Origin of the sequence: Sphingopyxis sp. 113P3, assembly GCF_001278035.1 — a bacterium.
GTDB lineage: Bacteria > Pseudomonadota > Alphaproteobacteria > Sphingomonadales > Sphingomonadaceae > Sphingopyxis.
The window spans coordinates 4226609-4240327 of record NZ_CP009452.1; the positions used below are offsets into that span (position 1 = coordinate 4226609).

A 13719-nucleotide genomic window follows, 5' to 3' on the forward strand; every position below is an offset into this window, starting at 1 on the left:
AAACTTGGTTCACCTTTCATTATTGACCCTGCCGCGGCTTGGCAAGACCAGGTCCGCGAAAAGATCATGCCATTAACGGCAAATGGGGGGTGGCGAGAGGTCACCCGTGACATGGGAGACTCATCATGCGTCCTTTCGCCCGCCAGATGCGCCGCGCGATCCTCGCCACAACGACGATGTCGATGCTCGCGTTCGCGCCCGCTGCCTTCGCACAGGAGGATCCAGGAGCGATCAGCGACGATGCAGGCGAAATCATCGTCACGGCGCGCCGCCGCGACGAGAGGCTGGTCGACGTGCCGATCGCGGTGACCGCCATTTCAGGCGATACACTCGCCAAGGCCGGCGCGCTCGACATCACCGACATCGCCAACATGGCCCCGAATACGACGCTCGAAAATTCGCGCGGCACCAACTCGACCCTCACCGCCTTCATCCGGGGCGTTGGCCAGCAAGATCCGGTGCCGGGCTTTGAAGCAGGGATCGGCATCTATCTCGACGACGTCTATCTCAACCGTCCGCAAGCAGCTGTGCTCGACATCTACGACGTCGAACGAATCGAGGTCCTGCGGGGTCCGCAGGGCACGCTTTACGGGCGCAATACAATCGGCGGTGCGGTCAAATATGTGACGCGACGCCTCGACCCCGACACCCCTGAGCTGCGCATCCGCGGCACGCTGGGCACCTTCAAGCAGGCCGACCTCGTCGTGACGGCCAGCGCGCCGGTCAGCGACCTGATCCGCGTCGGTGGCTCGGTCGCGCGCCTGTCGCGCGGTGGCTTCGGTGATAATCTCAATATTCCGGGGCTTGAAAACTACAACAAGGACGTATGGGCGGGCCGCGCTTCGATTGAAATGGGGGGCCACGGAGCGCCCGTCTTCATTCGCATTTCGGGTGACTACACGCGCGACAAGTCGGACCCGCGCAACGGGCACCGCCTGATCCCCGGCCTTATCTCTGGCGCGCCCGTCCTCGACAATGTCTATGACACCCGTGCCGGGCTCAACGACCCGAAGCAGGATGTGAAGGCCTATGGCCTCGCCATGAACGTCTCTGCCGAGCTGAGCGACAATCTGACGCTGCGTTCGATCAGTGCGTGGCGCAAGGATACGAGCTTCACGCCGATCGATTTCGATGCGCTGCCAGCCGTCGACGTCGACGTGCCCGCGGTTTATCGCAACGAGCAGCTCAGTCAGGAATTTCAGCTCCTGTACGACAGTGACCGGCTTCACGGTCTCGTCGGCTTCTATTATCTCGATGCCCGCGCCGCGACGTCGTTCGATGTGCTTCTGGGTCTGACCGGCGCGACGATCGGACTTCCGGGACTCAACGGATATACGGCGGGCGACGTGCGGACCGACACCTGGTCGGTGTTCGGCGACTTCACCTTCGATTTCACCGACAGTCTCAGCCTGTCGGTCGGAGGGCGCTATACAAACGACAAGCGCGACGCCTTCGTTTACAAGGCGAACCGGATCACGGGTCTGTCTCCCGAATTCGGCGGCACTCTCGATCCCATCGCCATCGCGGTCGCTACCGATTTCCGGGGCCAGCGCACCTTCAAGGAATTCACACCGCGCGCATCGCTGAGCTTCAAGCCCGACGCCGACAATTTGATCTACGCCTCCTATTCGAAAGGATTCAAGGGCGGCGGCTTCGATCCCCGCGGCTCGGGAACCTCGGCGCCGATCAGCGATGCCAGCGTCGGGCGGACCTATGCCGATATCTACAACTTCCTCGCCTTCGACCCGGAAAAGGTCGACAGTTACGAGATTGGCTACAAGGGATCGCTGCTTGACCGCCGGCTGACGCTCAGCCTCGCCGGCTTCTACATGGACTATAAGGACGTGCAGATACCAGGCTCGGTCGGGTGTGTGGTCGGCGGGGTTCAAAGCTTCTGCGGTATCACCACCAACGCCGCAAAGGCACGCCTCCAGGGTTTCGAAGCCGAAGCCAGTGCCGTGCTCGCCCGCGATTTCGCGGGGGCGGGTTCGGCGGTCCGCTTCAACGGATCGGTCGGCTTCATCGACGCAAAATACAAGCGCTTCATCGGCCCGACCGGCGTCGATGTCTCGGATGAGCGAACCTTCCAGAACACGCCCAAGTGGACCGCCGCCGGCACAATCGCCGCGACGATCCCGGCGATGGGCGGCATGGTCGATGCCTCGACCGGTCTCACCTATCGCAGCCTCACCCACCAGTTCGAAGTGCCGATCCCGGCGCTCGACCAGCCGGGCTATGTGCTATGGGACGCAAGCCTCGTCTGGACCGCCGACAGCGGCGACTATTCGATCGGCCTCCACGGCAAGAACCTCGCGAACAAGCATTATATCACGTCGGGTTATAATTATCAGAATGCCGCGGGCGGCTCGACGCTCGGTCTTGAAGGCGTGCTCACCGCTTTCTACGGCAACCCGCGTCAGGTCTTCGTGACGGGTACCATGAAATTCTGAGGACCCGCGTCCGAAAAAGGGGAAGGGGCGCCGGTTGTGCGCCCCTTTTTATTCCCCGAGCGGCGGCGCCCCGCGCGCGGCGATCATTCGCTCGCCGTCGATGACAATCGGGCTCGCGACAGCGTCGATTGCCGCACCTTCGGGGCGAAAGCGCATGCCGCGCGCCACCACCTGCGGATCAGCGAAGACGCCGGCGAGATCGTTGATCGGCCCCGCCGGCACGCCCTCGGCGTCAAGCGCGAGCGAAAGCGGCTGCGCGTCCCAGGCGGCAATCTTTGCCGCCAGCATCGGGATCAGGGTAGAGCGGTTCTCAAGCCGCGCTGCATTGGTCGCAAAGCGTGGGTCCGTGCCCCATTCGGGCATGCCCAGGATCGTGCAAAGCTTGCGGTACTGACTGTCATTGCCCACCGCGATGACAAGCTGCCCATCGGCCGTCGCAAAGACCTGATAGGGGACGACATTGGCATGTCCGCTGCCCATCCGCTTTGGCACGACCCCGCTCGCCAGATAGTTGGCGGCCTGATTGGCGAGCACCGCGACCTGGCTGTCGAGGAGGGCCATGTCGATATGGGCCCCTGCCCCCATGACGTCACGACGCCGCAGCGCGGCAAGGATGGCAACGGTCGAATAGAGGCCGGTGAAGATGTCGGCATAGGCGATGCCGGCCTTCTGCGGCGGCCCATCGGGCTCGCCGGTGAGCGACATGAATCCGCTCATCGCCTGGACGATATAGTCGTAGCCGGCACGGTGCGCATAAGGGCCGGTCTGGCCAAAACCCGTGACCGAACAGACGATCAGCTGCGGAAAGTCGGCGCGAAGCCGCGCGGGGTCGAGGCCATATTTGGCGAGCCCCCCCACCTTGTAATTTTCGATAACGACGTCGGCGTCTGCGAGCAGCTCGCGCAGCGCGGTCTGCCCCGCGCCGGTCGCGATGTCGATCGCGATGCTTCGCTTGCCGCGGTTGCAGCTGTGATAATAGGCGGCGCCCAGATCTTCGCCCGCCGCGCCCGTCACAAAAGGCGGGCCCCAATGGCGCGTATCGTCGCCCACCTCCGGCCGCTCGATCTTGATCACCTCGGCACCGAGGTCAGCGAGCAATTGTCCGCACCAGGGGCCCGCGAGCACGCGGGCAAGTTCAATGACGCGCAGGCCCTCGAGCGGCCGCGAAACCGACTGGTTCATATCAGGAAAAGGCGCTGATGCCGGTGATCGCGCGGCCGAGGATCAGCGCGTGGACGTCGTGCGTGCCCTCATAGGTGTTCACCGTCTCGAGATTCACGGCGTGGCGGATCACATGATATTCGGCCGCGATGCCGTTGCCGCCATGCATGTCGCGCGCGGTCCGCGCGATATCGAGCGCCTTGCCGCAATTGTTGCGCTTCAAGAGGCTGATCCGATCGGGGGCAAGCCGCCCCTCGTCGATCAACCGCCCCACGCGCAGCGCGGCCTCGGTGCCGAGCGCGATCTCGGTGAGCATGTTTGCAAGCTTGAGCTGCACGATCTGGTTCGCCGCAAGCGGCCGCCCGAACTGCTTGCGCTCAAGTGTGTAACTGCGAGCTGCTTCATAGCAGAATTCTGCGGCACCCATAGCGCCCCAGCCGATGCCGTAGCGCGCACGATTGAGGCAGCCAAATGGGCCCTTCAACCCTGACACATTGGGGAGCAACGCGTCTTCACCGACCTCAACCCCGTCCATCACGATTTCGCCGGTGATCGATGCGCGCAACGAAACCTTGCCCTCGATCTTTGGGGCCGCCAGACCCTTCATTCCCTTCTCGAGGAGGAATCCGCGGATCGCACCATCATGGGCGTCGGATTTCGCCCAGACGACAAAAACGTCCGCGATCGGCGAATTGGTAATCCACATCTTCGCGCCCTTGAGGCGGTAGCCGCCTTCGATCTTCTCTGCGCGCGTTCGCATCCCCGCGGGGTCGCTGCCCGCATCGGGCTCGGTAAGACCAAAGCAGCCGACCAGCTCGCCCGAAGCGAGGCCTGGCAGGAAGCGACGTTTCTGCTCCTCGCTGCCATAGGCGTTGATCGGGTGCATCACGAGGCTGCTTTGCACCGAGCAGGCCGAACGATAACCTGAATCGACGCGCTCGACTTCGCGTGCGATCAGCCCGTAGCTGACATAATTGAGCCCGGCTCCACCATATTCAGGATCGATGGTCGCGCCGAGCAGGCCGAGTTGTCCCATTTCGCGCATGATCTCGCGGTCGAAACGCTCCTCGAGGAAGGCAGAGGTGACGCGGGGCAGCAGCGCGCCTTGCGCATAACCACGCGCGGTGTCGCGCACCATCCTTTCTTCCTCAGAGAGCTCGGCTTCGAGCGCCAGCGGGTCGAACGGGTCGAGCGCCTCGATGCGCTGCGGATCGGCCATCGGATCGGCTTTCTTCAAAAGCGCGGCCCAGCGATCGGGCTGCTAGGGAGTGGTCGCGCCCTTGCGGGCGATCGCGGCAGCGGGGCTGTCGCGTGGCTCCAATATCGCTGCGGTCTCGATGAGGTCAAGCGCGCGCCGCGCCTCGTGATAGCGGCGCGCATCGATCAGCCACTCGCTCGCTGCTTCCGCCCCGGGGAGCGCCTGAACCTCCTCGATCGCCTTGTCGACCTGCCCCGCTCCCAGATATCGGCGCGCGCGTTCGATGCGCTCGGACGCGCGCGGCGACGGAGCGCCCGCCGGGCGCACGACGAACAATTCGCTGAGTTCGCGCCTGAAACCGGTCCACAGACTGCCGCTGCTCTCGCCATTGCGGCCAACGAGCTGCGGGGCGAGCGCATCGAGTTCGCTGCGCAGTTGCTCGAGGGTAATCGGGTCGCGCGAGGTATCGATGATCGTCTTTACCGCATTGGGCTGGTCATCTCCAAAGCGCAGCCGCAGCTGCGCCTCAAGATAGCCGAGCGACAGACCGCGGTCGAGTGCCCGGCGCGCAGCAAATGCGATCAGCAACCCCTCGGCGCGCGTCGCGTTCCCTGACGCCGACGCCGCTTCAAGCGTGATGCGCGACAGCCGCGTTTCAAGCTCCGCCACCCGTACCGACAGGGCGCTCGCACTATCCACCGGAGCCACGACCATTGCGGGCTCGGCGGGCCGCGCCGCCGGTGCCGCACTATCTTCGGGTGACACAGCGCTGCCTGGCACCGGCGCGGGCGCCACCTTAATGGCGGGCGCCGGCCCGCTGCCTGGCAGCAGGCGCGTCATCGCCCATCCGCCGCCGACAATGCCGATCACCAGGACCAGCATGGCGCCGATCGCTAAACTACGGAACGAAGGACTCTTTCCGCGAGCGCCCTCGTCGGTGCGGACGCTTTTGTCGCTGTCGATTGCCATATCTCTCTTTCGAACGACCCCATTTTTCAGCCTTTGTGGCACAAAGCACAGGCGAGTGCCAACATTGCCGCGTCATCGGGTCGCTCTGCAACTGCGACATTGCTCCATCCTGCCCCCGCCGCAGCCGCCGCCTTGCAGCTGATCGCCCCGAGCGTCAGATGCGCGCGTCTACCCGGCACGAGGTCGGCGATCCGTTCAGCACCGCGCCGGCTGTGCGCGAGAAGGACCGCGGGCGCGGTGATCAAGGCCGGCCAGTCGTCGGGCGGCGCTACGGCATCGGCCGCATAGCAGGCAATCGCGCTAATCGCAGCACCGCGCGCGTCGAAGCGCGTCCGATCGCGCCCGCAAAGCCAAAGAATCCGCTCTATTCCGCGTGACGTCATGGCATCGATCAATGTCTGCCCGTCGGTTGCGCCAACTTCTACGACGCTGAGACCCGCCGCGCGCGCGGCCTCAGCCGTCGCCGCGCCGACCGCATGGACGGGCAGCACCGCCAGCCTTGCCAGACCGTCGCCTCCGAGCCGGGCCGCCTGCGCGCTCGTCAGCAGCAGCGCGTCGAAGTGAGCGGGATCGGGCGCGGTCCAGGCGAGCGGGTGCACCGCAAAGAGCGGACAATGCCGCGCGTCGAGCCCGACCGCGCGCGCGCGAGACACCGTCGCTGCTCCACCAGGATCGGGGCGCGTGACAATGAGCGGCAGCCCTTTGCTCATGGCGCGAACAGGCGCCGGACAGATTCAGGGGCTTCGGCGAGCAGCCGGCGCGCAAGTACCGCCGCGGCCTCGCTGTCGCCGATAAGGGCATGATCCGCCACATGGTCGGCGCCGTCGACCGAGAAAATCTCGCCGTCGAGCCGGAGCGTGCCGTCGTTCAGGAAGCGCGCATGCGCCGCAACCGGCGAACGGCAGTCGCCGCCCAGCGCGGCGAGAAAGGCGCGCTCCGCCATCACCGCGGCATGCGTCCGCGCGTCGTCCACCGCCGCGACCAGCGCGTGCACCCGTCCATCGTCCGAGCGGCATTCGATCCCGATCGCCCCCTGCGATGCAGCGGGAAGCAGGAGCGCTGCATCCTGCACAACGCCGATGTCGTGCAGTCCGAGCCGATCGAGCCCCGCCGCCGCGAGGAGGGTCGCATCGGCCTCGCCTGCCGCGAGTTTGGCGAGTCGTGTCGCCACATTGCCGCGCAGCAGCACCGTTTCGAGGTCCGCGCGCAGCCGCTTGACCTGTGCGGCGCGGCGCGGGCTACTCGTTCCCAGTTTCGCTCCGGGTGGCAGGTCCGCGATCGTCGAGGCCACGAGCCCCTCGCGAACCACGAGCCGGTCGCGCGGGTCGGCGCGGGGCAGTATCGCCGCCAGCCTGAAGCGCGCGTCGCGGAGCGTTTCGACATCCTTCAGACTATGCACCGCGACATCGATAACGCCGGTATCAAGCATCGCGTCGAGCTCGCGGGTCCACAAGGCTTTGCCACCGACCTCCGCCAGCGCGCGGTCCTGAATCTTGTCCCCGGTTGCCGTGATCGGCACGATGACGAGCGCCGCAGCATCTAGCCCGTGCGCCGAGCGGAGCGCCGTCGCCGCCATGGTTGCCTGCGCCATCGCTAGCGGCGAGGCGCGCGTGCCGATACGCAGCGGCGCGTCGAGGGTTGGAATCTCGGTCATGCGCCGCTGCTAGGCGCTGCGCGGGCGAAAGGGAAGATGGCGCACGCGCAACCCCGCTTGCTCCCCGGCGTCCCGCGCGAGTAAGGGGGCAGAGCAAATGACCTTGATCCTCGGCCTGGAATCGAGCTGCGACGAAACCGCGGCAGCGCTCGTCGACAGCGAGCGGCGCGTCCTTGCGCACCGCGTCGCAGGACAGGAGGCCGAGCACAGACCCTATGGCGGCGTCGTCCCCGAGATTGCGGCGCGCGCCCATGTCGACCGCCTCGCACCGCTCATCGAGGGGGTGCTCACCGACGCAGGCGTTTCACTCGCCGATGTCGATGCGATCGCGGCGACGGCGGGGCCGGGGCTGATCGGCGGAGTGATGGTCGGCCTCGTCACAGGCAAGGCGCTCGCCCACGCGGCGGGCAAGCCCTTGGTTGCCGTCAATCATCTTGAGGGACACGCGCTTTCGCCGCGTCTCATCGACGCCAGCCTTGCGTTTCCCTATCTGCTACTGCTCGTCTCGGGCGGGCATTGCCAGCTCCTTCTCGTCCGCGGCGTCGGCGATTACCGGCGTCTCGCGACAACGATCGACGATGCCGCCGGCGAGGCGTTCGACAAGACTGCCAAACTGCTCGGTCTCGGTTATCCGGGTGGTCCGGCGATTGAACGCGTTGCGGCGGCCGGAGACCCGCACGCGGTGGCTTTGCCGCGCCCTCTCGTCGGCAGCAGCGAGCCCCATTTCTCCTTTGCTGGGCTCAAGAGTGCGGTTGCGCGCGCAGCTGCAGCGGGCGAGCACAGCATCCCCGACCTTGCCGCTTCCTTCCAGCAGGCCGTGGTCGACTGCCTTGTCGACCGCTCCCGCATCGCCCTTTCAGCCTGTCCCGAGGCGAGCGCTTTTGTCGTCGCAGGCGGCGTCGCGGCCAATGGCGCGGTCCGCTCCGCACTGACCGAACTTGCCGCTCGCTTCGACAAACCCTTTGTCGCACCGCCGCTGTGGCTCTGCACTGACAATGGCGCGATGATTGCCTGGGCGGGTGCCGAGCGGCTCGCCGCGGGTCTCACCGATCCCCTGTCGGTCGCAGCTCGGCCGCGCTGGCCGCTCGACGACACGGCGGAGCCGGTTCGCGGAGCGGGAGTGAAAGCATGACGTCATCCTTCGTTCGCTTCGGCGTGGTCGGCGGCGGTGCGTGGGGAACCGCGCTTGCTCAGCTCCTTGCCGCGGACGGCGCGCCGGTTCGCCTCTGGGCGCGCGAGGAAGAGGTCGTCCAGGCGATTAACACACAGCACCGAAATCCGCTTTTCTTGCCCGACGCGCCGCTCGCGCCCTCGCTGACCGCAACCGCGAACCTCGCCGATCTGAAAGATCTGGACGCGCTGCTCGTCGTCGTTCCCGTCCCCTATTTGCGCGCCGTTCTCGGCTCGCTGCCTCCGGACAATTCACCGCTGGTTTTTTGCAGCAAGGGCATGGAGGCAGAGAGCTTCGCCTTCCCCGTCGACCTGGCACGCGATGCCTTCCCGGCCCGCCCGCGTGCGGTGTTGTCGGGGCCGACCTTTGCGCACGAAGTTGCAGCCGGGCTGCCAACCGCGATAACGCTCGCCGCTGACGATCTCGCACTTGCCGAAGCGCTCGCCCACGCGCTCGCGCGACCGCATTTTCGGCCCTATGCTTCGACTGACGTGATCGGCGCCGAGATCGGCGGAGCCGTCAAGAATATCCTCGCGATCGCCTGCGGCATCGTCGACGGGGCCGGATTGGGCCTCAACGCGCGCGCGGCCCTGATCAGCCGCGGTTTCGCTGAAATGACGCGTTTTGGCCTCGCACGCGGCGCCCAGGCCGAAACGCTCGCGGGACTGGCCGGACTTGGCGATCTCGTGCTCACCTGCACCTCGTCCAACTCGCGCAACTTTGCGCTCGGCCAAGGCCTTGGACGCGGCCAGTCCGCCGCAGAGCTCATGGCGGATCGCCGCACCGTTGCCGAAGGCGCGTTCAGCGCGCCAGTTGTGGCTGCAGCAGCGCGCGCAGGGGGCATCGACATGCCGATTACCGATGCGGTCGCGCGCCTCGTCGCGGGCGAAACCAGCGTCGCCGATGCGGTTCAGGCGCTGCTCAGCCGGCCGCTGCGACGCGAAGGCGCGTGAGACATACCCCATCCCTGTTCGCGCGCGCACGATTGCCTGCATCGCCGAGGCGCGCTAGACTCTGCGGCGGGGATGAGCAGAAGGGGCGCGAGGCTTGAGCCAGACGGACAGCGCAGCCGCGCCCTCCCCCTCCCATTCCACGCCTGATCAGCCCATGCACGACGCCGATGCGGCCGCGCTTGCCAAGGGTGGCCGCACCAATTTCTTCGGCTTCGTTCTGCGTCTCGTCGCGCGCCTGCCCTTCCTGTACGTGGCCGGCCGCTGGTACGGTGCTGATCTGGTGGGCCGGTTCGCTTTTGCGGTGCTCGTCATCGAGCTGGTCGCGCAGGTTGCGACGCTCGGCCTCAAACGTGGCCTTGCAGAACAATTGAGTGCCCCCGGCGCGGACCCGCGCATCGTCGTATGGGACGGAATGTTCGTCGCATTCCTCGCCTCGGCGCTCGGTTCGGCGATCCTCTTCCTCCTGCCGCACCTCATGTATCCTGCAGGCGACGTCAGCGAGACTGATCGCTGGATGGCACTGCTTGTCTTTGCCATCGCGGGCACCGAAATCGCGCTGGCCGCCTGCGCCTATCGCTTCGACATCGGCGCGACAGTGCGCGCGCGCGCGATCGTCGAGCCTTGGGCGATCAGCATCGCGGCGGTCGGCTTCTGGTTCGTGTCCGTGCACGACGGGCTGATGCTCTCCTACGCCGCGGCGATGGTCGCGGCGTTCCTGACGGCTTTGTGGCCGATGATCCGCCACTATGGCGGTCCCGGAGTCTGGCGCCCGCATCCCGCGCATCTGATCGGGCTCGCACGCCGCAACGCGCCGCTCGCCGCCGCCGATGCCATCGAGTGGGGAACGCGCCGCCTCGATCTCTTCATCCTCGGCCAGTTCACCTCGCCGACCATCTATGGCATCTATTATATGGCGCAGCAGGTTGCCTCGCTGCCGCAAAAGCTCAAGACAAGCTTCGAGCCGATCCTCGGCCCCGTCATCACGCGCAGCCTCGCGGAGAAGCGCTTTGCCGCGGTCGCCGCCCAGGTCAGCCAGGTCGGCTTCTGGATCATAGCCGCGCAGGCAGGGGTAGCGCTTGCGCTCGGCATCCCAGGCGAGGCGGTAATGGGCCTCGTCGGGCCCGAATTCGTCGTTGGTACCGGAGCGCTCGCATTCCTGCTCGCCGCCGAAGTCGTTGCCGCGACCGCGGTGGTGAGCGAAGCCGCGCTTGTCTATGTCGCGCGCCACCGGAACCTTCTGATCAGCCTTGCGACCCTCGCGCTCCAGGCAGCGCTAAGCGTGGGCCTGATTTTCGCCGCGCGGTCGATGGAGATGCCACCAATCTATTATGCGGGCGCAGTGGCGCTCGCGCTCATGCTGGCGCTGGGATTTGCTTCGGTTGCGAAGGCGTGGCTTCTCGCGCGCATCCTGAAAGCGCCGGTAAACAGCCTGCGCTGGGCGCTCGTCTGGGCGACTGCGGGCGCGGCGGTTCTTGGTTGGGGCGCAACCCAGCTCCCCGAATGGGCCGAGTTGCTGCTCGGCGTACCCTTCATTCTCGGCGTCTATGCCTGGTTGATCTGGACACGTGGGTTCGGCCCGGCCGACCGCGCACTTTTCCGAAAACATCCCGAAGGGGTTCAGGACGCCGCCGGATGATTATCGGTCGCGGAGCGCGTCCGAAGCGGCCTCCCCCACATTCTGCGCGGCATCGCCCACTTTCTGGGCCGCATCACTGATCGCCCCGGTTTCGGCCCGTTCGTTGCCCAGAAACTGAAAGGCGACAAACGCTGCAACCACAATCGCGACGAGCAGGATGAGCATCATCCCGAAACTGCCGCCGCGTCGCGGCTCGCGATCGACGATCGTCGTGGTGTGCGTCGTCCCGTCGGGGTCGCGCGTGCTATGGATTTCATCGGCCATTTGCATTCTCCTCGTGCCGTTTGCGGCATAGGACGCGCGAAGGCCGGGCCGGGTTCCTATCCGAGACGAGCGGCGACTTGCGCCTTGAGGTCGCTCTGAGCACGCGGGCCGACCTGCGCGATAATCTCACGCGCGCATACCGCGCCCATGGTCAGACAATCGGCGATGCTGCGTCCCTCGGCCTGCCCCGCAAGGAAGCCCGCAGCGAAAAGGTCACCGGCCCCGGTCGTGTCGACCACTGTGTCGATTGGCTCGGCGCCCACCTCGGAGCGGACGCCGTCCATGATCGCGATCGCCCCCTTTTCGCTCCGCGTCACGGCGAGCAAGGGCACCTCGGCAGCGACCTTGGCGACCGCGGCTTCGAAATCCTCCTCCCCGGCGAGTGCCTTGATCTCGACTTCATTCGCAAAAAGAATGTCGAACAGCCCCTCACCGATCAGCGCGCGAAAATCCTCGCCGTGCCTGTCGATGATGAAGGCGTCGGAAAGCGTGAAAGCGACCTTGCGTCCGGCCCCGCGCGCGACCTCAATCGCGCGGCGCATCGCGGCTCGCGACAGCGGCGGGTCCCAAAGATAGCCCTCGAGATAAAGGGTGTCGGAATCGGCGATAACCGCCTCATCGATCATCGCCTGGTCGAGCAGGTGGCTCGCGCCCAGAAAGGTGTTCATCGTCCGCTGCCCGTCGGGGGTCACCAGAATCAGGCAGCGCGCGGTCGGCGCGCCGCTGCTGAGCGGCGGCGTCTCAAAGGCGACGCCGAGGGCGCGCAGATCATGGGTGAAGACATGACCGAGCTGATCGTCGGCGACCTGTCCGATGAAAGCGCAGCGACGGCCGAGCGCGGCCATTCCCGCAAGGGTGTTCGCTGCCGAGCCCCCGGACATTTCGACCGCCGGGCCCATCGCGGCATAGAGGCGGGTCGCCTCCGCCGCGTCGATCAGCCGCATCGAACCTTTGGTCAGGCCCTCGGCCTCGATCAGCGCATCCTCGGCGCGGGCGATGACGTCGACGATGGCATTGCCGATGGCAACGACGTCGAATCGGGCGGTGGAGGCCATGAAAAATCCTGTGATGTTGGGAAAAGCTGCCGCGCCTTAATCGGCGGCGCCCGCCAAGGCAAGCGCGGCGCTTGACGCGCGCCGCAGCCCCCAGCATCCCGGCCCCCATGACCAGCGCCCTTCACGCCCTGCTCCTCGCGCTCCGCGACCTGCCAAGCCCACGCGTGCTCCGGATCCTCGCCGCGAGCCTGGCGCTCACCCTCTTGATCCTCCTTGCCGCGGGCGCGGCGATATTCTTCGCTTCGCGCTCGGCGCTCTCGCGCGGGCAATGGCTTGCCGGCGCGAACCTCGACATGGCCGGGATCGTCATTCTCCTCGCACTGATCGGCGCAAGCTGGCTTCTGTTCCGCGCGGCCGCTATCGCTGTCATCGGCCTGTTCGCAGACGGTATCGTTGCCGATATCGAGACACGCCATTATCCCGCCGCGGCGCGGCGCGCAGTCGATGTCGACTGGCGGCGCAACGCTGTCCTTGCGTTCGCCTCGCTGATGCGGCTGATCCTCGGCAATCTCGCGGCGCTGCCCTTCTACATTCTGCTTCTCGTTACCGGTATCGGCACGCCGATTCTCGCGCTGGCGGTCAACGCGTTGCTGCTCGGGCGCGATCTCGAGGCGATGGTCCTGGCGCGCCACCCCGGCCAGCCGCGGTTCGACCGCACTGCACGCTGGTCGCTCGGGCTGCTGTCCGCCGCAGCTTTCCTGATACCCGTCGTCAATTTCTTGGCCCCCATCATCGCCGCCGCTATGGCCGTGCACATGCTTCATCTGGGGAAGAGGGACGACAAATGATCCGGCACCAGCATCTGGGACCCGCCGCCGCAATCGCGCTGCTGCTCGCCGGCTGCGCCGGTCCCGCGATACCGCGCCCCGCGCCCCCGGGCTCGGCCGCCCCTCGACCAGCCCCCCAGGGGCCCGCACCGGCGCCGATTACGGCACCGCGCGTCGTGCAGCACAACAGTCTGATCGGTCACGACGCCGACTCTGCAATCTCCCTGTTCGGCAAGCCACGGCTCGACGTCACCGAAGGTGCCGGACGCAAACTTCAGTTCGCGGGCGAAGCCTGTATCCTCGACGTCTATTATTATGCCCCCAGGCAGGGTGCGAAGCCGCTCGCGACCCATGTGGATGCCCGGGCGCCCGACGGCCGTGACGCAAACATCGACGGCTGCATTTCGGCGCTGAGGCGCTGAGGCGCCCATCGAAAGCGGC

General features: G+C 66.4%; 13 protein-coding genes. 6 read left to right on the forward strand and 7 right to left on the reverse strand.

From position 1 onward, the window contains the following. The first annotated feature begins 125 nt into the window (after window positions 1–125). The gene (locus tag LH20_RS20440; RefSeq protein ID WP_053555808.1) at window positions 126–2450 is read left to right on the forward strand and encodes a TonB-dependent receptor; all 2325 of its coding nucleotides are present in this window, start codon (window positions 126–128) and stop codon (window positions 2448–2450) included. A gap of 48 nt (window positions 2451–2498) precedes the next feature. Here the strand turns inward: LH20_RS20440 and LH20_RS20445 are convergent, their stop codons facing one another. From LH20_RS20445 to hemC, 5 genes are read right to left on the reverse strand one after another with little or no spacing between them, the layout of a single operon-like run. Further along, window positions 2499–3632, reverse strand: a complete 1134-nt coding sequence (locus LH20_RS20445; protein ID WP_053555809.1) for a CaiB/BaiF CoA transferase family protein — start codon at window positions 3630–3632, stop codon at window positions 2499–2501. Between the two features lies 1 nt (window position 3633). Continuing rightward, on the reverse strand, window positions 3634–4830 hold the full coding sequence (locus LH20_RS20450; protein ID WP_053555810.1) for an acyl-CoA dehydrogenase: 1197 nt from the start codon (window positions 4828–4830) through the stop codon (window positions 3634–3636). Window positions 4831–4872: 42 nt separating this feature from the next. Further along, a complete protein-coding gene (locus LH20_RS20455) occupies window positions 4873–5778 on the reverse strand; it encodes a mitofilin family membrane protein (protein WP_053555811.1) in 906 nt (301 codons plus the stop codon). A gap of 26 nt (window positions 5779–5804) precedes the next feature. Then, window positions 5805–6488, reverse strand: a complete 684-nt coding sequence (locus tag LH20_RS20460; RefSeq protein WP_053555812.1) for a uroporphyrinogen-III synthase — start codon at window positions 6486–6488, stop codon at window positions 5805–5807. Next, window positions 6485–7432 (reverse strand): hydroxymethylbilane synthase, encoded by a 948-nt coding sequence (gene hemC / locus LH20_RS20465; RefSeq protein WP_053555813.1) that lies wholly within the window; start codon window positions 7430–7432, stop codon window positions 6485–6487. The genes LH20_RS20460 and hemC overlap by 4 nt, the downstream gene beginning before the upstream one ends. A 97-nt stretch (window positions 7433–7529) precedes the next feature. Here hemC and tsaD point away from each other — a divergent pair, with 97 nt between their 5' ends. The 3 genes from tsaD to LH20_RS20480 all read left to right on the forward strand — a co-directional run bounded on the left by tsaD (window position 7530) and on the right by LH20_RS20480 (window position 11192). After that, complete coding sequence (tsaD, locus tag LH20_RS20470) at window positions 7530–8564, forward strand: tRNA (adenosine(37)-N6)-threonylcarbamoyltransferase complex transferase subunit TsaD (protein ID WP_053555814.1); 1035 nt, start codon at window positions 7530–7532, stop codon at window positions 8562–8564. Then, complete coding sequence (locus LH20_RS20475; protein ID WP_053555815.1) at window positions 8561–9556, forward strand: NAD(P)H-dependent glycerol-3-phosphate dehydrogenase; 996 nt, start codon at window positions 8561–8563, stop codon at window positions 9554–9556. The genes tsaD and LH20_RS20475 overlap by 4 nt, the downstream gene beginning before the upstream one ends. 154 nt (window positions 9557–9710) lie before the next feature. Then, window positions 9711–11192, forward strand: coding sequence for a lipopolysaccharide biosynthesis protein (locus LH20_RS20480; RefSeq protein ID WP_083455521.1), 1482 nt, complete (start codon window positions 9711–9713; stop codon window positions 11190–11192). Here LH20_RS20480 and LH20_RS20485 read toward each other — a convergent pair whose 3' ends face one another. Together LH20_RS20485 and LH20_RS20490 are read right to left on the reverse strand one after the other, a co-directional pair. Further along, the gene (locus tag LH20_RS20485) at window positions 11193–11456 is read right to left on the reverse strand and encodes a hypothetical protein (RefSeq protein ID WP_053555817.1); all 264 of its coding nucleotides are present in this window, start codon (window positions 11454–11456) and stop codon (window positions 11193–11195) included. Between the two features lie 56 nt (window positions 11457–11512). Beyond that, window positions 11513–12511, reverse strand: coding sequence for an adenosine kinase (locus LH20_RS20490; RefSeq protein WP_053555818.1), 999 nt, complete (start codon window positions 12509–12511; stop codon window positions 11513–11515). Between the two features lie 107 nt (window positions 12512–12618). Between LH20_RS20490 and LH20_RS20495 the strand changes: the two genes are divergently transcribed. Both LH20_RS20495 and LH20_RS20500 read left to right on the forward strand, forming a co-directional pair. Next, complete coding sequence (locus LH20_RS20495) at window positions 12619–13299, forward strand: EI24 domain-containing protein (protein WP_053556413.1); 681 nt, start codon at window positions 12619–12621, stop codon at window positions 13297–13299. After that, entirely contained in the window at window positions 13296–13700 is a 405-nt protein-coding gene (locus LH20_RS20500; RefSeq protein ID WP_053555819.1) for a hypothetical protein, read from the forward strand. Before LH20_RS20495 ends, LH20_RS20500 begins: the two co-directional genes overlap by 4 nt. Window positions 13701–13719 lie beyond the last annotated feature (19 nt).